18 protein-coding genes are annotated in these 21,999 nt (G+C 74.5%); 7 read left to right on the forward strand and 11 right to left on the reverse strand.

Annotation, left to right across the window (positions count from 1 at the left end; genetic code table 11):
* Positions 1-409 precede the first annotated feature (409 nt).
* Positions 410-1,414 carry a stage II sporulation protein M gene (locus ABTX81_RS35975; RefSeq protein ID WP_350554467.1) on the reverse strand — a complete coding sequence of 335 codons (1,005 nt, stop codon included), beginning with the start codon at positions 1,412-1,414 and terminating at the stop codon, positions 410-412.
* Positions 1,415-1,635: 221 nt separating this feature from the next.
* Between ABTX81_RS35975 and ABTX81_RS35980 the strand changes: the two genes are divergently transcribed.
* Positions 1,636-2,553, forward strand: coding sequence for an RDD family protein (locus tag ABTX81_RS35980; RefSeq protein ID WP_350554469.1), 918 nt, complete (start codon positions 1,636-1,638; stop codon positions 2,551-2,553).
* A gap of 38 nt (positions 2,554-2,591) precedes the next feature.
* Here ABTX81_RS35980 and ABTX81_RS35985 read toward each other — a convergent pair whose 3' ends face one another.
* A complete protein-coding gene (locus ABTX81_RS35985; protein ID WP_350554471.1) occupies positions 2,592-3,242 on the reverse strand; it encodes a hypothetical protein in 651 nt (216 codons plus the stop codon).
* 125 nt (positions 3,243-3,367) lie between these two features.
* Between ABTX81_RS35985 and ABTX81_RS35990 the strand changes: the two genes are divergently transcribed.
* Positions 3,368-3,937: a SigE family RNA polymerase sigma factor gene (locus ABTX81_RS35990; RefSeq protein WP_350554473.1), complete on the forward strand. Its 570-nt coding sequence runs from the start codon at positions 3,368-3,370 to the stop codon at positions 3,935-3,937.
* Entirely contained in the window at positions 3,934-5,037 is a 1,104-nt protein-coding gene (locus ABTX81_RS35995; RefSeq protein ID WP_350554475.1) for a hypothetical protein, read from the forward strand. The genes ABTX81_RS35990 and ABTX81_RS35995 overlap by 4 nt, the downstream gene beginning before the upstream one ends.
* 90 nt (positions 5,038-5,127) lie before the next feature.
* On the opposite strand, the gene ahcY is transcribed toward ABTX81_RS35995, so the two are convergent.
* From ahcY to ABTX81_RS36025, 6 genes are all read right to left on the reverse strand, one after another.
* Positions 5,128-6,576 (reverse strand): adenosylhomocysteinase, encoded by a 1,449-nt coding sequence (gene ahcY / locus ABTX81_RS36000; RefSeq protein WP_350554477.1) that lies wholly within the window; start codon positions 6,574-6,576, stop codon positions 5,128-5,130.
* A 343-nt stretch (positions 6,577-6,919) separates the two neighbouring features.
* A complete protein-coding gene (locus ABTX81_RS36005) occupies positions 6,920-7,897 on the reverse strand; it encodes a cation diffusion facilitator family transporter (protein ID WP_350554479.1) in 978 nt (325 codons plus the stop codon).
* Between the two features lie 101 nt (positions 7,898-7,998).
* A complete protein-coding gene (locus ABTX81_RS36010) occupies positions 7,999-9,285 on the reverse strand; it encodes an SIS domain-containing protein (RefSeq protein WP_350554481.1) in 1,287 nt (428 codons plus the stop codon).
* 81 nt (positions 9,286-9,366) lie between these two features.
* The gene (locus ABTX81_RS36015; protein WP_344321698.1) at positions 9,367-9,549 is read right to left on the reverse strand and encodes a Trm112 family protein; all 183 of its coding nucleotides are present in this window, start codon (positions 9,547-9,549) and stop codon (positions 9,367-9,369) included.
* A 101-nt stretch (positions 9,550-9,650) separates the two neighbouring features.
* Positions 9,651-11,033: a phosphomannomutase/phosphoglucomutase gene (locus ABTX81_RS36020; protein ID WP_350554484.1), complete on the reverse strand. Its 1,383-nt coding sequence runs from the start codon at positions 11,031-11,033 to the stop codon at positions 9,651-9,653.
* Between the two features lie 187 nt (positions 11,034-11,220).
* Positions 11,221-11,586 (reverse strand): DUF3499 domain-containing protein, encoded by a 366-nt coding sequence (locus tag ABTX81_RS36025; RefSeq protein ID WP_350520082.1) that lies wholly within the window; start codon positions 11,584-11,586, stop codon positions 11,221-11,223.
* A gap of 164 nt (positions 11,587-11,750) precedes the next feature.
* On the opposite strand from ABTX81_RS36025, the gene ABTX81_RS36030 reads away from it, so the two are divergent.
* Entirely contained in the window at positions 11,751-12,203 is a 453-nt protein-coding gene (locus ABTX81_RS36030) for a metallopeptidase family protein (RefSeq protein WP_350554486.1), read from the forward strand.
* An 80-nt stretch (positions 12,204-12,283) separates the two neighbouring features.
* Here ABTX81_RS36030 and ABTX81_RS36035 read toward each other — a convergent pair whose 3' ends face one another.
* The 3 genes from ABTX81_RS36035 to ABTX81_RS36045 all read right to left on the reverse strand — a co-directional run bounded on the left by ABTX81_RS36035 (position 12,284) and on the right by ABTX81_RS36045 (position 18,351).
* Complete coding sequence (locus ABTX81_RS36035; protein WP_350554488.1) at positions 12,284-13,975, reverse strand: DUF5719 family protein; 1,692 nt, start codon at positions 13,973-13,975, stop codon at positions 12,284-12,286.
* 6 nt (positions 13,976-13,981) lie between these two features.
* Positions 13,982-17,848: a glycosyltransferase family 2 protein gene (locus ABTX81_RS36040; protein WP_350554490.1), complete on the reverse strand. Its 3,867-nt coding sequence runs from the start codon at positions 17,846-17,848 to the stop codon at positions 13,982-13,984.
* Positions 17,849-18,081: 233 nt separating this feature from the next.
* Entirely contained in the window at positions 18,082-18,351 is a 270-nt protein-coding gene (locus ABTX81_RS36045) for a WhiB family transcriptional regulator (protein WP_030310813.1), read from the reverse strand.
* Between the two features lie 628 nt (positions 18,352-18,979).
* On the opposite strand from ABTX81_RS36045, the gene ABTX81_RS36050 reads away from it, so the two are divergent.
* The 3 genes from ABTX81_RS36050 (at position 18,980) to ABTX81_RS36060 (ending at position 21,996) form a co-directional block, all read left to right on the forward strand.
* Positions 18,980-19,624, forward strand: coding sequence for a cysteine dioxygenase (locus ABTX81_RS36050; protein ID WP_350554579.1), 645 nt, complete (start codon positions 18,980-18,982; stop codon positions 19,622-19,624).
* 72 nt (positions 19,625-19,696) lie between these two features.
* Positions 19,697-20,707: a 2-phospho-L-lactate transferase gene (gene cofD / locus ABTX81_RS36055; protein ID WP_350554493.1), complete on the forward strand. Its 1,011-nt coding sequence runs from the start codon at positions 19,697-19,699 to the stop codon at positions 20,705-20,707.
* Entirely contained in the window at positions 20,704-21,996 is a 1,293-nt protein-coding gene (locus tag ABTX81_RS36060; RefSeq protein ID WP_350554495.1) for a coenzyme F420-0:L-glutamate ligase, read from the forward strand. The genes cofD and ABTX81_RS36060 overlap by 4 nt, the downstream gene beginning before the upstream one ends.
* The last annotated feature ends 3 nt before the right edge of the window (positions 21,997-21,999 follow it).

Consider the following 21,999-nt stretch of genomic DNA (forward strand, 5'->3'; position numbering starts at 1 on the left):
TGGCACGCTGTTGAGTTCTCAAGGAACGGACGCTTCCATCAGGCGGCTTTCACACCGGCCCTCCGGGCGCTTCGTTCTTTCGTGTTTCCAGCTTACCAGATGTTTTCCGCTCCGTTTTCCGGAGTTTCATTCATCCGATTCCCGCTGGGGGGATTTCCTTCAACTTCGCTCCGAAGCTTATCAAAGCTTTCGGTGTGCTCAGTTCCGGGATTTACCTTGTCGGAGAGGGCGTGCATTCGATGAAGCACACTCACCTCGACTCGGCGGTGTCGTAGACACTAACGCCTGAGCCTGACTGGTGTCCAGTCGGTCCCAACCGTTCAAACCTACTAGCCCACCCTTACCACGTCAATGGTTTAGCTGGGGTTCGAGAAGAGTAGCAGGTCGGAGGCCTGTTGATCACATCGGCTCAGGCCGCGACCGGCTGCAGGTCCGCCCGGTCGGCCGCGTCCAGGTCGCCGGTTTCCCCGGCCGCGGCGGCCTTTCGGCCCAGTACCAGCGCGTAGAAGAGGAACGCGACCTCCGCGAGCGCGCCGATGGTGATCCGGGCCCAGGTCGGCAGGCCGGACGGGGTCACGAACGCCTCCAGGACGCCTGACACGGCCAGCACCGTCGCCAGGCCGATGCCCATGCCGATGATCGAGCGGCCCTGTTCGGCGAGGGCGGTGGCGCGGGTGCGCGGACCGGGGTCGACGATCGTCCAGCCCAGACGCAGTCCCAGGCCGCCGGCCACGAAGACGGCGGTCAGCTCCAGCAGGCCGTGCGGGATGAGCAGACCGAGGAAGGTGTCGAGCCGGCCGGCGGACGCCATCAGCCCGACGCCGAGGCCGAGGTTGAGGACGTTGCTCACCAGCACCCACAGCACCGGGAGGCCGAGCACCACGCCGTAGAGCAGGCACTGCACGGCGATCCAGGCGTTGTTCGTCCAGACCTGGGCGGCGAACGAACTCGCCGGGCGGTCGGAGTAATAGGTCTCGTAGGCGCCGCCGGGCCTGGTCATCTCGCGGAGCTCGTCCGGCGCGGCCAGGCTGTCGCGGACCTCGGGGTGGGCGGCCACCCACCAGGCGACCAGAGCGGTGGCGAACAGCGAGAGCACGGCGACCGGGATCCACCAGCGGCGCGAGCGGTAGAGCGCGGCGGGGAAGCTCACCGTGTAATAGCGGGCGACGTCCCGCCAGCCGCTGGTCCGGCTGCCGGTGACCGCGTCGCGGGCCCGCGATACCAGGCTGGTGAGCCGGCCTTCGAGGGTCGGGTCGGGCGCGGCGGCCTGGACCTTGGCCAGGTGCCCGGTGACGCGCTGGTAGAGCGCGACGAGTTCGTCGGCCTCCTCGCCGCTGGGGCGCCGCTTCCTGGCGAGGGCGTCCAGCCGGGCCCACTCCCCCTGGTGGGTGGCGACGAAGACGTCCAGGTCCATGCGGCGGCTCCATGGTCGGCGCGGGGCGCGCGGTCGGGCGGTGCGGACAGGTGGGCCCAGCATGCCAGGGCCGGACGGCGTCGCGGCCGCCGGGACCTCCCTTCCCGGCGGGCTTCACGGCCCCGTATGTTGACGGCAACAGATCGCGGGATCGTGGGGGCCGATCCGCCGGATTGCCCAGCCCACGGACCGCTGACCACCGACGGGAACGGACAGGTGTCTTGAGCGACCTGGTGACGGGTGAGGCGGTCGTCCTCGGCCTGCGCGCGGCGAAGCTTCCGAGCCGGGGGCTGGCGATCGCACTGGACCTCACCGTGCAGATCGCCGGGCTGGTGGCGACGACCCTGCTGCTGAGCCTGGTCCTGGTCGACCTGGACGGCGCGGCGGTCGCCGCCGTGACCATCGGGCTGACCGTCTTCTTCCTGGTGGCGCTGCCGGTCATGATCGAGACCCTGACCCGGGGCCGTTCCCTGGGGAAGGCCGCGATGGGCCTGCGGGTGGTGCGCAGCGACGGCGGGCCGGTGCGGTTCCGGCACACGCTGGTGCGCGGGCTGGTCGGCTTCCTGGAGATCATCATGCTGTTCGGGGTGCCGGCGGTGGTCTGCTCGGTGGTGTCCTCGGACGGCAAGCGGCTGGGCGACGTCTTCGCGGGGACGCTGGTGGTCCGCGAGCGGGTGCCCGGAGGGAGCGGGGCGGCGATCGCGCTGCCGCCGGTGAACCCGCAGCTGCTGCAGGCGATCGGCGGCGAACTGGTGGCGCTGGACCTCTCCGCCGTGCCGGAGCCGCTCTGGCTGGCCGTCCGGCAGTTCCTCGGGCGGATCGGCGAGCTGGACCAGACCGTCGCCCACCAGATGTCGGCCCGGCTCGCGGACGATCTGGTGGCCCGCACCGGCCACCCGGTGCCGTACGGGGTGCACCCGGCGGCGTACCTGGGCGCCGTGCTGACCGAGCGCCAGCGGCGCGAGTGGAACCGGGCACAGGGGTACGCGTTCCAGCAGGCCCAGCAGCAGGCCCAGGCCCAGGCCCAACAGCAGGCCCAGCCGTCGCCCTGGGCGCCGGCCCCGCCGAGCACCCCGTCCGCTCCCCCGGCCCCGCCGGCGCCTCCGGCCGCCGGCACCGGCTTCGCCCCGCCCGCCTGACCCGTCCGCCTGACCCGTCCGCCCCGGCCAGGCCCCGCCTAGCCGAGGCCCCCGTCGTAGCCGAACTCGGCCGGCCACGGGTTCGGCGGCGACTCCAGCTCCTCCAGCTCGACCCCGCCCGCCGCCAGCACCACGTCCCCGGCCAGGTGCACCACCTGCTGCTCGCCCGTCTCCAGGTCCGCCACCTGGTACCGCTCGACGAGCAGCGGCCCCGAGTCCGTGGCGTGCGTGTCGACGCCCTCCAGCAGCCAGCCCTGGTCGAGGGTGCGCGGCGCCAGCACCGGCTCGGTGAACGCGACCAGCCGCACCCGCGCGCTCGCCCCCTCCCGCAGCCGCAGCAGCCGCGCGGTGGCGACCAGGAACCCGGGCGAGCGCCCGGTGAAACCGTGCGCCCGGTCGTGCCCCTCCACCGCCAGCTCGCCGGCCGGGTCGGCCGCGTCCGCCCGCACCCAGGCGACCCCGTCGACGGCGCCGCCGCGGACCTGCCAGCCGCCGGCCCGCAGCTCCATCCGCAGCGGCCGGGCGCGCGAGTCCAGGGTGAGGTCCACCGTGCCGAGGACGCTGCCGTCCGGCGCGTACGTCTTGGAGACGTACCGCCAGCCGGCCGGGCCGGGCGCGCAGCTGAACCGCTCCTCGCCGAGCAGGACGTGGTCGTGGGTGTCATGGAGCGAGTACCGGCCGTTGGGCATGCCCGAAAGCCTACGTCGGGGCCGGACCGGCGATGTCGAACGGCCGTGCAACCTCCTGAGCGCGGGCCGCATCAGGGAGTCGGACGCCGCACACGCGGCGCCGTCGAAGGAGGGAGCGTTCATCCATGGCGAAGCAGAACCGCGACGCCGAGTTCACGGAGTACGTCGCGGCTCGGGCGCCGTGGCTCCGCAAGGTGGCCTACCTGCTCTGCGGCGACTGGCACCGCGCGGACGACCTGGTCCAGGAGGCCGTCACCAAGCTGTACGTCCGCTGGGCCCGGCTCTCCGGCGTGGAGAACCTGGACGGCTACGCCCGGACCGTCCTGCTGAACACCTTCCTTGCCGAGCAGCGCTCCCCGTGGTGGCGGTGGACCGCCCGGCGCGGCCCGGAGACGGTCCCGGAGGGAACCGTCTCCGCGCTGGACGTGGACGCCTCGATCGACCTGCATCGCGCGCTGGCCGCTCTGCCGCCCCGACAACGGGCCACGGTGGTGCTCCGCTACTACTGCGACCTCACGGTCGAACAGACCGCCGCCGCGCTGGACTGCTCCGCGGGCAACGTCAAGAGCCAGTCCTCCCGTGGCCTCGACGCCCTGCGCCGGTCCCTCGGCCGGAGGAGGGTCCAGGAGGAGTCCCCCGAGCCCCACGCCTTCCGGATCCCGGTGCCGGCAGAAACAGAAGGAACCACGTCATGACCGACTTCACCCACGACCACGGCACCGACAACGAGTACAGGGCCCGTCTGGCCTCCGGACTCGCCGCGCTGGCCGACGCGCCCGCGCCCGCGAGCCGGCTGGACACCGCCTGGGCGATCCACACCGGCCGGTCCCGGCTGCGCCGGCGCCGGACCGGGCTGCTCGGCGCGGTGACCGCGGTCGTTCTCGGCGCGTCGCTCGCCGGCGCCGTGCTGCCGTTCGGGAACCCGGACGCCTCGACCGCGCCCCTCACCGGGGGCACGTCCGCGCTCCCCCGCTTCGGCCCGGACACCGGCCGCGACCCGATGACGATCAACGCGACCTTCGGCTGGCTGCCCCCCGGCTTCGAGCAGTACATGTACGACGTGAGCCCGGGGAAGCTGAGCATCACGGCCCTCGGCCCGGAGACGGGGGCCGGCGACCTGCTCCGCGGGCGGATCAACCTGGCCGTCTACCCGCCGGGCCAGGAGCCCCCCGTGCCCGAGATGGCGTCGACCGGCACCAAGTGGTACCTGATCGAAACCGCACCGGTGAACGGGCACCCGGCGTACTGGCGCGGTACCGGACCGGACAACCCGGTCGGCCTCGGCGGTCAGCGCTTCCTCCGGTTCCGGGTCCCCGACGGCCGCTGGGCCGAGCTGACCGAGAGCAACCTGGAGTCCGCCCCCCTGGAGGAGATGCTGCCCCGGATCGCGGCCGACGTGCGCACGAGCCGGCAGGCCGCGGCCCTGCCGTTCACCCTCCGCGATCTCCCCTCGGCCTACGCGCTGAACAGCGCGAACTTCGACGTGGGCCTCGAATCCGCTGCGGGCTTCCCGTGGATGGCCTCTCTCACCTACGTCCTCGACCACACCTACGTCACCGTCGTCGCCAGGCCCGACACCGGGCGCGACCCGAAGCAGGACCCCAACCCGCCGCAGCCGGGCGCGGAGGTGACGCCGTCCGGCGCGTGCAAGAGCCAACGGGGGCTGCGCCTGTGCGTGGGATCGCCCCAGGGCGACGACGCGCTCGCCGCGACCGGTGGCCCTCAGGGCTGGTTGGACCGTGTGACCGGGCTGGGCGCCGATCCGGCCGACTGGACCACCGACGTCATCCGCTGACCCGTCCCGCCCCGGAACCCACGGTGGCCGGCGCCCTCCACAGGGGAGGGGGCGCCGGCCACCGTGCCGCTTTCCCGGACCGTCACCGCATCAGTAGCGGTACTGCTCCGACTTGTACGGGCCCTCGACCGCGACGCCGATGTAGTCGGCCTGCTCCTGGGTGAGGGTGGTCAGCTTCACGCCCAGCGCGTCGAGGTGCAGGCGGGCGACCTTCTCGTCCAGGTGCTTCGGCAGCACGTAGACGCCGATCGGGTACTGCTCGGTCTTCGTGAACAGCTCGATCTGGGCGATCGTCTGGTTGGCGAAGGAGTTGGACATCACGAACGACGGGTGGCCGGTCGCGTTGCCCAGGTTCAGCAGGCGGCCCTCGGAGAGCACGATGATGGTGCGGCCGTCGGCCTTGCGCCACTCATGGACCTGCGGCTTGACCTCGGTCTTCACCACGCCCGGGAGCTTGGCGAGGCCGGCCATGTCGATCTCGTTGTCGAAGTGGCCGATGTTGCCCACGATGGCCTGGTGCTTCATCCGCTCCATGTGGGAGGCCATGATGATGTCCTTGTTGCCGGTCGTGGTGATGAAGATGTCGGCGGTCTCGACGACGTCCTCAAGGGTGGCGACCTGGTAACCGTCCATCGCGGCCTGCAGCGCGCAGATCGGGTCGATCTCGGTGACGATGACCCGGGCGCCCTGGCCGCGCAGCGACTCGGCGCAGCCCTTGCCGACGTCGCCGTAGCCGCAGACGACCGCGACCTTGCCGCCGATCAGGACGTCGGTGGCGCGGTTGATGCCGTCGATCAGCGAGTGGCGGCAGCCGTACTTGTTGTCGAACTTCGACTTGGTGACCGAGTCGTTGACGTTGATCGCCGGGAACAGCAGGTTGCCGTCGCGGTGCATCTCGTACAGGCGGTGGACACCGGTGGTGGTCTCCTCGGTGACGCCCTTGATGGTGGCGGCGACCTCGGTCCACTTGTTCGGGGTCTCCACGAGCGTGCGGTTGAGCAGCTCGAGGATGATGCGGAACTCGTCGTTGTCGGCGGTGGACGGGTCCGGGGCGGCCCCGAGCTTCTCGAACTCGACGCCCTTGTGGATCAGCAGGGTGGCGTCGCCGCCGTCGTCCAGGATCATGTTCGGGGTCTGGCCGTTCGGCCAGGTCAGCGCCTGCTCGGTGCACCACCAGTACTCGTCCAGGGTCTCGCCCTTCCAGGCGAAGACCGGCACGCCCTGCGGGTTCTCCGGGGTGCCCTCCGGGCCGACGGCGATGGCCGCGGCGGCGTGGTCCTGGGTGGAGAAGATGTTGCAGGAGCACCAGCGGACCTCGGCACCGAGGGCGGTGAGGGTCTCGATGAGGACGGCGGTCTGCACGGTCATGTGCAGCGAGCCGGTGATCCGGGCGCCGGCCAGCGGCTTCGACTCGGCGTACTCGGCGCGGATCGCCATCAGGCCGGGCATCTCGTGCTCGGCGAGCTGGATCTCCTTGCGGCCGAACGGGGCCAGGGAAAGGTCGGCGACCTTGAAGTCACCGGTGATGTCGGTCGACATGCGTCTGCTCCTCGTGTGGCGGGTGGGGCGTGGCCAAGGTCCTGGGGTGCGTCACAACGCGGCGGGCCGCGCGGGCGCGCGGCGACGCCAGGACGCCCGGCCCGCAGCACGGTTCACCGGCGCGGCACGGATGCCCTGTTGCTCGGCACAAACCGTCGGAGGACCTCTCTCCCTCGACCGGCGCACACCCCCGAGGGGGCGGGCCGCCGATCGACCGCCATCAGCAGCGACGTTCTGGCACTGGGAACGAATCTACACCGACGGCCCCCGACGGCGGCCCGCTACGGCCGTTTTCGGCCTCCGGCACCGGGCCCGCGGACCGCCGGGGACGAGCCGCGGAGCGTCAGTGCGCGCCGCCGGGGACGGGCCCGCCGGGCGTGGCGTACGGGTCCTCGCCCGCCGCCTCCTTCTCGGCGCTGTAGATGTCCGGCTCCAGGTAGATCGCCCGGGCGATCGGCACCGCCCGGCGGACCCGCACCTCCGCGGCGTCGATGGCCTCGGCGACCTCGGCGGCCGTCGAGTCGGCCGGGACGGCGATCTTGGCGGCGACCAGCAGCTCCTCCGGACCGAGGTGCAGGGTGCGCATGTGGATGACCCGGTCGACCGAGTCGTGGTCGACCAGCGCGTCGCGGATCCGGCCCACCGTCTCGGGGTGGGCCGACTCGCCGAGCAGCAGCGACCGGGTCTCGACCGCCAGCACCAACGCGATGGCGATCAGCAGCAGGCCGATGCAGAGCGTGCCGATGCCGTCCCAGATCCCGTCACCGGTGATCACGGTCAGCCCCACACCGAACAGCGCCAGCACCAGACCGATCAGCGCGCCGGTGTCCTCCAGCAGCACGACCGGCAGCTCCGGCGCCTTGGCCCGGCGGATGTACGCGGGCCAGCCGTGCGTCCCCTTGTCCTTGACGGCCTCGCGGAATGCGGTGAAGAAGGACCAGCCCTCCAGCGCGATGGCGAACACCAGCACACCCACCGGCCAGTACCAGTTGTCCAGCTCGTGCGGGTGGACGATCTTCTCGTAGCCCTCGTAGACCGCGAACATACCGCCGACGCTGAACAGCACGATCGACACCAGGAAGGCGTAGATGTACCGCTCGCGCCCGTAGCCGAACGGGTGCTCGGGGGTGGCGGCGCGCTGCGCCCGCTTGCCGCCGACCAGCAGCAGCACCTGGTTGCCGGAGTCGGCCAGCGAGTGGACGCCCTCGGCGAGCATCGACGACGAGCCGGAGAACGCGAAGGCCACGAACTTGCTCGCCGCGATGCCCAGGTTCGCGGTCAGCGCCGCGACCAGCGCCTTGGTACCGCCTTCGGTGCTCATGCTCGGAAGGTCCCTCCGTCGGGGGCCGTCCGCGCGGCCCGTGCCCGGACCGGATGTCCCGGTCGTCGAGCGCATACGGTACCGGGCCGCCCGCCGTGGGCTCAGGACCGAGCGGCGGCGAGGCCCAGGTAGACGGCGGCGAAGTCGGTGAGCGCCACCAGGTCGACCAGCGCGTGCAGCGGGTCGGGGCGGCGGGCGGCGTACTCGGTGAGCCGGACGTCGTGGGCGGCGGCGAGCCGGTGTGCCCGGACGGCGCCGAAGCTGCGCGGGCCTGCGTCGTCGGCCGGCACCTCGGCGGGGCCGCCGTCGTCCTCCCCCGTCGCGCCGGAACCGGACGGCCCGCCCGCGGCCTCGCCGGGGACGTGCCGCAGCAGCAGCACCTGGAGGTGCAGCGGGTCCGGCTCGTCGACCCGGTCGCGGAAGAAGTCGTCGGGGTCGGCGCCCGCGCCGAGCTGCCCGGTGAACATGCCCCGGTGCGCGGTGAGCACCTGCGGCAGCAGGCCCGCCAGGGCGGGGCGCCCGGCCCGGTCGGCGAGCTGGGCGGCGAACCGGGCGGCGGCCGCGCCGGCCACCGGGCCCTCGGCCCAGAGCAGCGGGAGGGTCCCGGCCAGCCGGGCGGCCAGCCCCTTGGCCGGATTGGTGTACGCGGCGGCGTCCGGCCGGCAGCGCACGGCGGCGGCGTCCAGCAGGTCGGCGGTGAGCGGCAGCGCGTCGTAGGCCAGCTGGGTGACGCCGAGCTTCTGGGTGAGCGCCAGCAGCGGCGCGAGGTGGGCCCAGAGCGCGGCCGGGTCCTCGGCGGGCAGGTCCGGCTCGGCGGCGGGCCCGGGGCCGCCCGGCAGGCCGGGTTCGGCGGGCTCGACGGCGGACGGCACGAAGGGCAGCGGCAGCGCGCGGACCTGCAGCGCGGCCTCGGCGAGCGGGCTGCCCCCGGGGGCGGTGACGACGATCGCGCAGCCGCGCGCGTAGGCCTGCTCGGCGAGTGCCACCAGGCCCCGCTCGCCGCCGCCGGCGGAGCTGATCACCAGCAGGTCGAGCGGGCCCGCCCAGCCGGGGAGCTGCCAGGCCAGGCCGGCGGTGAAGGCGGCCGGGGCGGTCGCCCGGTCGGGGCGCGGAACGGGCTCGGCGTCGGTGGGCGGCAGCGGGGCGACCAGGCTCGCGGTGCCGGCCAGCGCGGCCAGCATCTCGGCGGCGGTCAGCGCGCTGCCGTGCCCGGCGACCAGGACGGCGCGCGGGCGGCCGTCGGGGCGCAGCCGGTCCAGGCCGGCCGCGTCGGCGAGCCGCAGGGCGGTGCGGACCCGGGCGCCGGAGCCGGCCAGGGCGAGCAGCGCGCGGTCGTGGTCGGCGCGCTGGAGGGCGGCCGGGTCGTCGAGCAGGGTGTCGTCGAGCATGCGGCGGGCCTCCGGCGGGTGGCTGGGCGCTGAGGACGGCGGGACGGCGGGGCGGCGCACGCGCGGCCGCCCCGTCCAGGATCAGGCCGGGCGGCGGGCCTCGTCCACCAGCAGGACCGGGATGCCGTCGCGCACCGGGTAGACCAGGCCGCAGCCCTCGCCGGTGCAGACCAGCTCCGGCTGCTCCTCGGTGCCGCCCTCGGTGAGCGCGGCCCGGCACTGCGGGCAGACCAGGATCTCCAGCAGGAAGGATTCGAGCTTCATGGCGTTCGGTCTCCGGTCTCGGTACGGCGGTTTCGGCGGGGCGGCACGGCGGTGCCCCGGCCGAGAGGAAACCCTACCGGCCGGGGCACCGGGGCCGTACGTCAGGCGCGGACCACGGCCAGCACGCCGTCGCGCAGCTCGGCCATCCTCGCCGGGTCCTTGGCCTCGACGTTCAGGCGCAGCAGCGGCTCGGTGTTGGAGGCGCGCAGGTTGAACCACCAGTCCGGCCCGGCCACGGTGAGGCCGTCCAGCTCGTCGACGGTGGTGCCCTCGACGGCGAAGGCGGCGCGGACGGCGGCGGTGCGGTCGGCCTGGTCGGCGACGGTGCTGTTGATCTCGCCGGAGGCGGCGTAGCGGTCGTACTCGGCGGTGAGCTCGGAGAGGGTGCCCGGCTGCCCGCCGAGGGCGGCCAGCACGTGCAGCGCGGCGAGCATGCCGGTGTCGGCGCGCCAGAAGTCGCGGAAGTAGTAGTGCGCGGAGTGCTCGCCGCCGAAGACGGCGTCGGTGACGGCCATCTCCTGCTTGATGAAGGAGTGGCCGACGCGGGTGCGCACGGGGGCGCCGCCGAGCTCGCGGACCACCTCGGGGACGGTCCAGGAGGTGATCAGGTTGTGGATGATGGTCGGCTCGGCCTCGCCGGCGGCCTTGGCGCGGGCGATCTCGCGGGCGGCGACCAGCGCGGTGATGGCCGACGGGGAGACCGGCTCGCCGCGCTCGTCGACGACGAAGCAGCGGTCGGCGTCGCCGTCGAAGGCGAGTCCGAGGTCGGCTCCGACCTCGCGGACCTTGGCCTGCAGGTCGACCAGGTTCTTCGGGTCGAGCGGGTTGGCCTCGTGGTTGGGGAAGGTGCCGTCCAGCTCGAAGTACATCGGGACGAGTTCGATCGGCAGGCCGTCGAAGACGGTGGGCACGGTGTGGCCGCCCATGCCGTTGCCGGCGTCGACGGCGACCTTGAGCGGGCGGATGGCGGCGAGGTCGACCAGGCCGAGCAGGTGGTCGGCGTAGCCGCGCAGGGTCTCCCGCTCGGAGAGGGTGCCCGGGCGGACGTCGCGCGCCGGGACGGTGACGGTGTCGTCCTCGCCGGTCCAGGACTCGACCAGCTCGCGGATCTCGGCGAGGCCGGTGTCCTGGCCGACCGGGGCGGCGCCGGCCCGGCAGAGCTTGATGCCGTTGTACTCGGCCGGGTTGTGGCTGGCGGTGAACATCGCGCCGGGCAGGTCGAACGCGCCGCTGGCGTAGTACAGCTGGTCGGTCGAGCAGAGGCCGATCTGCACGACGTCGGCGCCGTAGCCGGCCGCGCCCTCGGCGAAGGCCCGGGTCAGGGACGGGGAGGAGGGGCGCATGTCGTGGCCGACGACGATCGCGGTCGCGCCGGTGACCTGCACGAACGCGGCGCCGAAGGCGCGGGAGAGGTCCTCGTCCCACTGGTCCGGGACGACGCCCCGTACGTCGTACGCCTTCACGAGCTGCTTGAGGTCGCGCACTGCGGCTCCACCCTGGTTCTGTCTCTGACCGGCGAACGCGCCGGCGGCCTGGCCGGCGGGCTGATCGCCCCGTGGTCACGGATACGTCCGGGCACGGCGGCGGCCGCTACCCGGTAGGGGGGAGCGTACCCGGGCGCGGGGAAGGGTTCGTGCGGGGGCGGGAGCGGGGCGCGGGCCGGGCGGCGGCTCAGTTGTCGGGCGAGCGGAGCACCCGGAGGTGGCCGCGGCGGCTTCCCTCGGTGGACTCGCCCTCGGGGGCGCGGCCCTGACGCGGGGTCTGCGGGCGGGCGGCCTCGCGGACGGCGTTGGCGAGCGCCTCCAGGTCGTCGCTGCTGCGGCGCAGCGGTCCGGCCTCGGCGGCGAGCCGGACCACCTCCCAGCCGCGCGGGGCGGTGAGGCGCTCGGCGTGCTCGGCGCACAGGTCGTAGCAGTGCGGCTCGGCATAGGTGGCGAGCGGTCCGAGGACGGCGGTGGAGTCCGCGTAGACGTACGTCAGCGTCGCGACGGCCGGACGGCCGCACGCGGTCCGCGAACAACGACGTACAGAGCTCACGAGGGTGGACGGTACAGCACTCCCCGCCGGGGAGCGAAGACCGCCTGTCCGGAGGGTGTGCCGTGTCGCCGCCCGCGCGCCGTCCCGGCGCTCCGCTCGCCCCGGGCGAACAGCCGCCGGGGTGGTCCACTTCCTGGCGTCCAAGGACTACTCTCGGCAGTGATATGGACAGCTCCGCACCGCAGTCATCGACGGGTCCCTCGCGCCGCCCGCGGCACCGCGACCGGCACGGCCGGGGCCTGCGCGGCCCGCTGGCGCCGCCGCAGGTCCCGATCTCGCTCACCCGCTCCGAGTTGTTCGACGACTACGTGCGTGAGTCGGTGGAACGGCTGGAGCGCCGCTGGCCTCAGCTGATCGAGGTGGAGTTCGCCGTCCAGGAGGTGCCGCTGCACGAGCCGGACGGCACCGATCCGGACGGCGGGGTGCCGCTGGGCCGGGTCTCGCCGGGGCGGCAGGGACGCAAGAGCCAGATCGTGGTGTACCGGCGGCCGGTGGAGATCCGGGCGAAGTCGCGGGAGGACCGCGCGGCGCTGGTGCACGAGATCCTGATCGAGCAGGTGGCGGAGCTGCTGGGGCTCTCCCCCGACGCCATCGACCCGCGCTACGACGAGGACTGAGCCGGCGAGGACCGGCCCGGTACGCCGGAGGGGCCGCACCCGGGTTCGGGTGCGGCCCCTCCGGCGTACGGAGCGCGCGGTCAGCGCAGGACCACGCCCGGGTCCTGGGCGGCCCGCGGGACCTTGACGCTGGAGCGGTCGTCGCGCAGCGCCTGGACGGTGAACATCGGCACGTCCTTGGTGGGGACCGAGAGCATCCGGGCGGCGGCGACCGGGCCGCCGGAGACGGTCTCCACGGTGAGCGCGTAGCTGCCGTTCAGTCCGCTGGGCTCGGGCGCCGGGAGGGCGACGGTGCCGCCGGCGGGCAGCTGGACCTCCTGGGTGGCGGGGGTGCCGCCGCCGGTGCCGGCCGAGGCGGTGACCCGGACGGTGGCGGCCTCGCCGGTGGAGGTGAGGAAGAGCGTGGACGCGCCGCCGCCCCGGTTGTCGGCCACGGTGGCGCGGGTGCCGACCGGCACGGTGCCGGCCAGCCAGGCGGCGTCGGACTTGCCGTTGGCCGCGGCGCGGTCGATCCGCAGGCCGGCCACCACCGGGGTGGGGTGCTTCTCGTCGCTCGGCGACACCCGCAGGCCGGCGACCTCGTCGCGGGTGACCTTGCCGAGGTCGACGGCGGCCACCATGCCCGCCTTGACGTGGATGGACTCGTTGCCGGCCGGGGTGAACCAGCCGTTCTTGCCGGAGAGCTCGATCTTCAGGTCGGCGTCGTCCTCCGGCGGGGCCCAGACGACCAGGCGGGCGGCCGCGGTGTCGGCGGGCAGGCCGGGCAGCACCTGGACGGGCGCCGGGTCGGCGGAGGCGGGCACCCAGTCGGCACCCTTGCTGCCGTCGGCGGCGTGCAGGGCGGCGCCGACCCGGCCGGTGCGGGCGACCACGTGCACGGCGAGGTCGGCGACCTGGCCCTTGCTCAGGGTGGGCAGCAGCACCGACTGCGAGCTGCCGGGGGCGATGCTGATGCCGTTGGCGGCGTCGTTCTCGATCAGGCCCTTGTCGCCGTAGAGCTTGAGGTCGACCACGGCGGCGCTGGACTCGGTGTTGACCAGGCTGATGTAGTCGGTGCGGCCCTCGGCGGTGGAGGCGCCGGCGAACCAGAAGCCGGTGCCGGACGGCGTGCAGGTGATCCCGGACAGGCCGAGGCCGCGCTGCTCGGTGACGGTGGTGGTCTGGGTGACGGTGAAGCCGGGGGCGAGCGCGCCGGTGGCGACGGCCCCGGCGCCGGGGGCGAGGTCGCCGTTGGCGGCGGGGGCGCTGACCGGGGTGCCGGGCTTGGCCAGGGTGAGCCTGGCGTCGGTGGGCACGGCGTCCTTGTCCGCGGCGGGCGCCGGTGCGGCGGGGGCCGTGGGGGCGGCGGGTGCGGTGCCGGGGGCCGCGGGCGCGCCGCTCGGGGCGGCGGTGGCCGGCGGGGCGGCGGGCGCGGCCGCGTCGGAGAGCCAGCCGGCGCCGCCGGTGGCCTCACCCGAGCCCGGCGGGGTGTACGCGGTGAGGGTGGTGGAGCCGGTGAGGCCCTGGAGCGGCTGCGGGCAGACCGCGGTGCTCCGCTCGACCTGCGCCGAGGTGGCGGTGGCCCCGTCGGTGCGGGCCGGGGCGGCCGGCGGGCGGAGCTCGGCGATGCCGAACACCGCCGCGAGCACCACCGCCGCGGCCAGCAGCGACTGGGTGGTCTTCGCCGCGCCGGAACCCCTGGGGGCGGGGGCGCCGTCGAAGGCGCCGGCGGGCGCCGCCGCCGGGGCGGCGTCCGGCGCGGCCGGCTTCTTCCTGAAGGCGGGCTTCTTCATCGCGGGTCAGCTCCCCGATCCGTGGTGGTGCGGGTACCGACCCGGGCCGTTCGGGTCGTGGGGCTCGTTCGGGTCCGGCTGGTCGTAGTAGGGCTCGGCCTGCTGCTGTCCCGGCACCCAGGCCTGCTGGCCCGGCTGCTGACCCGGCTGCTGGTAGGGGTCGTAGCCGTACTGCTGCTCCGCCGGGTAGGCCTGGTAGCCCTGCTGCTGGTAGCCGTCCTGGCTGCCGTAGCCCTGGCCGCCGTACGGCGCGCCCACCGGCTGCTGCGCGGCGTAGGGGTCGTAGCTGTACGGGTCGGCCTGCTGGTACGTCTGGTACGGGTCGGTGTACGGCTCGGCCTCCTGCGCGGCGGCGGCCGCCTGGACCGCCCCGGCCACCGGTTCGCCGGCGGCCTGCGCCGGGATCGCGCCCGGCCGGCCCTCGTACACGCCGGCCTCCGGCTCGTCGCGCTCCGGGGCCTCGCCCTCGGCGCCCTCGCCGCGCTCGGCCATCCGGCGGGCCCGGCGGCTGCCGGGCGCCGGGGCCTGCGCCTGGGCGGCGGCGGCCAGCGCGGCGGCCTCGACCACGCCCTCGGGCAGGTCGTCGTCCTTGTGGTTGCGCCGGCCGGGCAGGGCCAGCACCAGGACGGTCAGGCCGAGCAGCAGCTGCGCCCAGATCCAGCCGGTGTGCAGCAGGCCGTCCTCCCGGGTGACCTGCAGCGTGCCGCCGCCGGCCGGGAGCTTGAAGCCCTGCGCCCAGCCGTCGACGGTGACCGGCTCCAGGGCGGTGCCGTCCAGGGTGGCCTTCCACTGCGGGGCGGCCGACTCGGCGAGGCGCAGCACCCGGCCCTCGGGGCCGGCCGGCACGGTGGTGTCGAGGTCGCGCTCGCCGGACGGGACGACCACGGGGACGGTACCCGGGGCGGTGATCAGCGCGCGGGTGGCGGGGGTGCCGTCGACCTGCCAGAGCGCGGCGCCGCCGTCCTGGTTGGCCTTGACCAGGCCGGGGGTGGTGTCCAGGACGTCCTTGAAGGCGCCGATCAGCGGCTGGTCGACCAGCACGTAGGCGATGCCGTAGCGGGAGAGCGCGCCCGCCTGGTCGGCGCCGGAGCCGGCCAGCAGGCTGCCGACCGTGCGGTCCAGGCCGGTCGTGGTGCCGGTGGCCGGGTCGACGGTGGACTCGGCCTGGCCGAGCGTCAGGCCGGCGCCGCGGACCAGGGTGTAGCTGACCGAGCCGCCCTTCGGGTCGCCGGTGACGACCAGGGTGCGGGAGCGGTCGGTGGTGCCGGCCTGCTCGGCGATGAACGCGGGCACCTGGGCGCCGCGGCCGCGGTGCAGCGGGCCGTCGGCGCCGGTGACGGCCCACCAGAGGCCGGTGCCCAGCGGGGCGAGCACGGCGGCGGCCACCACCAGGGCGGCGACCGGCTGGCGCCAGCCGAAGGCGATGCCGGCCACGCGGGCGTTGGCGCCGTCGGCGCCGATCGCGGCGGCGGCCAGCAGGGCGACGCCGGCCAGCAGGGTGGCGGGGCCGGACCAGGCGGGCACGGCCGGGCCGCCGGAGGCCGGGGTGACCGAGGTGCCGGCCACCGCGACGGCGAACAGCAGTCCGGCGCCGGCGGCGCCCCAGGCGGCGAGCACCGCGCGGCGGCGGTCGGCGCGCAGCAGGGCGGCCAGCGCGGCGAGCACCACGCCGGCGGAGAGCCAGACCGGCGGCACGCCGGCGCCGCCCGGGTTGACCAGGAGCAGCCCGGTGGCGGTCGGCCCGGCGCCGTGCAGGCCGGGCAGGCCGGCTTCGAGCAGCAGCCTCTGCGGGTGCGCGAGCACCTGGAGCGACCAGGGCGCCAGCACGCCGACCGGCACCGCGAGGATCACCAGGACGCGCAGGCCGAGCAGGCGCAGCGCGGTGGCGCCGGAGCCGAAGGCACCGCCGCGGACCACCGCGGTGACCAGCATGGCCAGGCAGAGCGGTACGGCCAGCGCCCAGACCAGCGGGACGAAGGCGGTGGCCAGGGTGAGCAGCAGGACCGTCATCCAGGCGGAGCGCCAGCCGGGGCGGGCGCCCTTGGCGGCGCTCTCGTCGCGGATGCCGAGGCCGGCGGTGATCGCGGCGGCGCGGGCCAGCGGCGGCAGCAGCACGGCCAGCACGGCGGTGCCGATCCGGCCCTGGGCGAGCGCGCCGGTGGCGGCGGGCAGCAGCGCGTAGGTGGCGCTGGCCCAGGCGCGGACCAGCTTGGAGTCGATCAGCGGCCGGGAGACCAGGTAGGCACTGACGGCGGAGAGCGGGACGGCGAGCACGACCAGCAGGGTGACCGCGAGGTCGGCGTGGTCGAACAGCATCCAGGAGAGGATCGACAGCACCGCGAGGTAGGGCGGCGCGGCGGCGGTGGAGCCGGTGCCGACGGGGTGCCAGGCGTCGGCGTACGCCGACCAGAGCCCGCCCGCGCCGTCGGTGGCGGGCAGCAGGGCGCCGCCGAACAGGGCGTCGGCGCCGAGCAGGCCGCGACAGGCGACCAGCGCGAACACCAGCAGGGCCGCGAACAGCACCGGGGCGGGGCGCCTGACGAGCTTCTTGACCAGCGCGAACTGCTCGACGACCAGGTCCTCGGCGTCCTCGTCGCCGCCGGCCTCGGCGGTGCCGTGCCGGCCGGAGCCGGCGTCGTCGCCACCCCCTATGCCGAGCGAGCCGATGGCGCCCTCGACCGCGAGCCGGGCGGTGGCGCCGGGCGCGGGGAAGAGCGTGCGGTCGTCCACCGCGTCGGCGGAGCGGCTGCGGGCCCGGCGTTTGCGGGCGGCCAGCAGCCTGGGCAGCCGGACGAGTTCGTGGCCGAGGCCGGCGATCTCGTCGAAGGCCTGCTTGGGGTCCTTGCCGAGCAGGTTGGCGACCACCCGCAGCAGGGTGCCGAGCACCAGCCGCAGCAGGACGTAGGGGAAGAGCGCGCCCTTGGAGTTGGCGAGCAGGGTGTAGACGGCGCCGGCCTTGTCCACCCGGTGCGGGTGAGCGGGGCCGCAGTCGATGGCGCGGCGCTCGCGGCTGGCGGCCTCGGCGTGCCGGAGCACGGCGTCCGGGGCGACCACGACGCGGTGGCCGGCGGCGTTGACCCGCCAGCAGAAGTCGGTGTCGTCGCGCATCAGCGGCAGCGCCCGGTCGAAGCCGCCGAGTTCCTCGAAGACGTCGCGGCGCACCAGCATGCCGGCGGTGGAGACGGCGAGCACCGGGCGGACCTGGTCGTGCTGGCCCTGGTCCTGCTCGCGCCGGTCGAGCCCGGTCCAACGGCGGCCGGAGCGGGCGATGCTGACGCCGACTTCGAGCAGCTGCCGGCGGTCGTACCAACTGCGCAGCTTGGGGCCGACGACGGCGGCGCTGGGGGTGGAGTCGGCGACCTGGAGCAGCCGGCGCAGTGCGTCGGTCTGCGGTTCGCAGTCGTCGTGCAGCAGCCAGAGCCATTCGACCGGCCGGGTCTCCCGGGGGCCGCCGCGGCCGAGGTCGTCCTGTTCACCGAGCGGGTCGCCGAAGTCGTCCCAGCCGCCGGTGACCGGGTCGTAGCCGGAGGGGTCGAGCCGGTAGGGCAGGTCCTCGGGGCGCAGCGGGGGGCTGTTGAAGACGGCCTCGGCGACGGCGGTGCCGAAGCCGGCCCGGCGGCCGAGCACGGTCGGGCCGCTCTCCGGCAGCCAGTCGGCGAGGGTCTCGGCGAGCAGCCGCGGGGAGTCGTCGGTGGAGCCGGTGTCGACGGCGAGGACGCGCTGGACCTGGCGGTCCTGGCCGAGCAGGCCGGCGAGGGCCTGGGGCAGCCAGCGGGCGCCGTCGTGCGAGACGATCACGGCGGTGACCAGGTGGCGCGGGTAGGCGGGCGGCCTGCTGGAGGAGAGGCCGCTCTGGTGGCTGTAGACGGTCATCGCGTGCGCGGGCCCCAGTTCTCGGTGGACACAGCCGGTGAACGGCAACCGGATGGCGCACCACACTAACGGCTCCCGGTGGCCGCTCCGTCCGCGGTGTCCGTCCCGGGCCCCGTCCGGGAACGCGAAAGCGCCTCACCAGCGGTGGTGAGGCGCTTCGTGGCCGGGCGCCCGTGCCGGCCGGTGGTTCGAGGATCCGGGGTCAGGGGATCCGGGGGACGCGTCCACCCCGTTCAGACGGCGCTCTTCTTGAGCCGGCGGCGCTCGCGCTCGGAGAGGCCGCCCCAGATGCCGAAGCGCTCGTCATTGGCGAGGGCGTACTCCAGGCACTCGGAGCGGACCTCGCAGGCGAGGCAGACCTTCTTGGCCTCGCGCGTGGAGCCGCCCTTCTCGGGGAAGAAGGATTCCGGGTCGGTCTGGGCGCACAGCGCGCGCTCCTGCCAGCCGAGTTCCTCTTCCTCCTCGATGCCGTCACCGATCAACAGCTCAAAGAGCTCGCTCATGTGGCGCGCCTCCTCTGCCCCTATTGGCGTCCCCGTGGTTGCCGTTGCCTCGTGCGGCCGACGACACGAGTGAAATTACAGTTGCGTCACTCTGGCCCAGTCAAGCCGAGCTCTGGTATTGGGGCCAGGATTCACTCCCCGGCACCAAGCCGTTACGAATAGTGTACATAACCGGACACATCGGACCTCCCGCCCGATTGCCCTCGAAGGCCGATGAACCCTTCGCAACCGGGGGCCGGGTGACGCGCAGTCACCGCCACAGGCCGGTCATCGGCCTCTCTTCCCGGCGATCTTCCCATCGAAACATAGAGGGTGATTTATCACCCCATCGGGTACTTCAGCACCCATCTCCCCCTAATGTCCGCTCTCCCTGAGTTGACACCGGCCCCGCGGATGCGGTCTCCTTGCCCCTATGTCAGAGTTCGCCAGCCCCCGGAGCGGTTCCGCCCTCCGCCGTGCCGTGAACTCCTGTTGTCGCCTCTGTTCCTGCCGCTGTATCTAGGCGCCCGCCGTCCCGCCGCGCGCCGCCCAGGAAGCACAGAGGCCGCCCGCGATTCCCGCCCCAGGACATCCCGGATCCGGCTGATCCCCTGACGACCCAGCCCTTCCGAGGACGACTCCCGTGCGAATGATCCGCATCCGCAAGCGGAACCGCGACCGCAGCAAGCTCAAGCTCCACGGCCTCCGGGCCGCCACCCGCCCCGTCGCCCCCACCCCGGCCGCCCGCCCCGGCGACCACCCCTGGGCCGACGGCCTCAGCGACGTCTCCATCGCCGGCGACCCGCTGGCCTTCCCGCACCTCGCCCGCACCGACCTGCCCGGGCACCCCGTCACCGTCGCCGACCACTCCCGGCTGGTCCGCGAGATCGCCGCCGACCGCTCCCGCTGGGAACCGCTGGTCCGTTACGACGCGCTCACCCGCTGGTACGCCCGGCTGGAGACCGGCCCCGGCTACGAGGTCTGGCTGCTCAGCTGGCTGCCCGGCCAGAGCAGCGGCCTGCACGACCACGGCGCCTCCTCCGGCGTGATGGCCGTGGTCCGGGGCGAGCTCGTCGAGCGCTCGCTCACCCACGCCGGGGAAGGTGCCCGGACGCTGCGCCCCGGCGGGCAGCGGGTGTTCTCCGCCGGGTACCTGCACGAGGTGGTCAACGGCTCGCTGGAGCCGGCCGTCTCCATCCACCTCTACAGCCCCGGCCTGACCGAGATGAACCAGTACGGCGGCGGCACGGCCGTCCCCGAGCAGCACCCGCAGGCGTCCGCCGAGGTCGGCTGAGGCCCGCCGGGGCACGGCGGCGGGTTGTCGAGGACCGGGCTGACGACCCGTCGACCGTGGCAGGATGGGCGCATGCGCATCGTGGCACTGGCAGGCGGGATCGGCGGAGCGCGTTTCCTGCGCGGACTCCGGGAGGCCATCGGCCCCGAGGACGAGATCACCGTCATCGGCAACACCGGTGACGACATCCACCTCTTCGGACTGAAGGTCTGCCCCGACCTCGACACCGTCATGTACACCCTCGGCGGCGGCATCCACGAGGAGCAGGGCTGGGGCCGGACCGACGAGACCTGGTCCATCAAGGCCGAGATGAAGGAGTACGGTGTCGGGCCCGAGTGGTTCGGGCTCGGCGACCGCGACTTCGCCACCCACCTCGTGCGCAGCCAGATGCTCACCGCCGGCTACACCCTCAGCCAGGTCACCGAGGCGCTCTGCGTGCGCTGGCGGCCCGGGGTGCGGCTGCTGCCGATGAGCGACGACCGGGTCGAGACCCATGTGCGGATCACCGACGACCAGGGCACCCGGGCGATCCACTTCCAGGAGTACTGGGTCAAGCTGCACGCCGCCGTCGACGCCGAGGCGATCGTGCCGATCGGCGCCGACACCGCCAAGCCGGCACCCGGCGTGCTGGAGGCCATCGCCGCCGCCGACGTCATCCTCTTCCCGCCGTCCAACCCGGTCGTCTCGATCGGCACCATCCTCGCCGTGCCGGGCATCCGGGCCGCCGTCGCCGCCGCGTCCGCCCCGGTGGTCGGGCTCTCCCCGATCATCGGCGGGGCGCCGGTGCGCGGCATGGCCGACAAGGTGCTCGCCGCCGTCGGCGTCGAAGCCACGGCGGAGGCGGTCGCGCTGAACTACGGCAGTAGGGCAGCGCTGCGGAGCAGCACGAGCGAGGGTGGTGGCGGGCGGCGGGAGGGCCTCATCGACGGGTGGCTGGTGGACACCGCGGACGAGGCGGCCGTCGCCACCGTCGAGGCCGGCGGGATCGCCTGCCGGGCCGTCCCGCTGCTGATGACCGACGTCCCCGCCACCGCCGAGATGGCCCGGGCCGCCCTGGCGCTCGCCGAGCAGGTGCGCGGATGACCTTCCAGGTCCTCCCCGTCGACGGACTGCCCGAGGTCGACGCCGGCTCCGACCTCGCCGAGCTGATCGCCAAGGCCGCCGAGTACCGGGACGGCGACATCCTGCTGGTCACCTCCAAGGTGGTCAGCAAGGCCGAGGGCCGGGTGCTGCGGGCCGCCGACCGGGAGGCCGCGATCGACGCGGAGACCGTCCGGGTGGTCGCCCGGCGCGGCAGCATCCGGATCGTCGAGAACCGCAACGGCCTGGTGATGGCCGCCGCCGGCGTCGACGCCTCGAACACCGCCCCCGGCACCGTGCTGCTGCTGCCCGAGGACCCGGACGCCTCGGCCCGCGCGCTGCGCGGCCGGCTGCAGCGGCTCACCGGACGCCGGCTCGCGGTCGTCGTGACCGACACCTTCGGCCGGCCCTGGCGCAACGGGCTCACCGACGTCGCCATCGGCGCCGCCGGGCTGGCCGTCCTGGAGGACCACCGGGGCCGCACCGACTCGCACGGCAACGAGCTGGCCATGACCGTCACCGCCACCGCCGACGAGCTCGCCGCCGCCGCCGACCTGGTGAAGGGCAAGGCCACCGGCACCCCGGTCGCCGTGGTGCGCGGCCTCGGCCACCTGGTCACCGCCGAGGACGGCGAGGGCACCCGGCCACTGATCCGGCCCGCCGCCGACGACATGTTCCGGCTCGGCACCTCCGAGGCGATCCGGCTGGCGGTCACCCAGCGGCGCACCATCCGGGCGTTCACCGCCGAGCCGGTCGACCCGTCGGCGGTCCGCCGCGCGGTCGCCGCCGCGGTCACCGCGCCCGCGCCGCACCACACCACGCCGTGGCGGTTCGTCCTGCTGGAGACGCCCGAGGCGCGGACCCGGCTGCTGGACGCGATGCTCGCCGCCTGGCGCCGCGACCTCGCCGAGCTGGACGGTTGGGACGAGGAGCGGATCGCCCGCCGCACCGCCCGCGGCGACGTCCTGCGGGCCGCCCCGTACCTGGTGGTGCCCTGCCTGGTGATGGACGGCTCGCACGACTACCCCGACGAGCGCCGCGCCGGCGCCGAGCGGGAGATGTTCACCGTCGCGATCGGCGCCGCCGTGCAGAACCTCCTGGTCACCCTGGCCGGCGAGGGCTACGGCTCGGCCTGGGTCTCCTCCACCATGTTCTGCCGCGACACCGTCCGCGCCGCCCTCGACCTCCCCGCCCACTGGGACCCGATGGGCGCCATCGCCGTCGGCCGCCCCGCCGAACCCCCGCGCACCCGCCCCGACCGCCCCGCCGACACCTTCATCGAGGTCCGGTAGGAG

The sequence above is a fragment of the Kitasatospora sp. NPDC097605 genome, from assembly GCF_040302725.1.
Lineage (GTDB): Bacteria > Actinomycetota > Actinomycetes > Streptomycetales > Streptomycetaceae > Kitasatospora.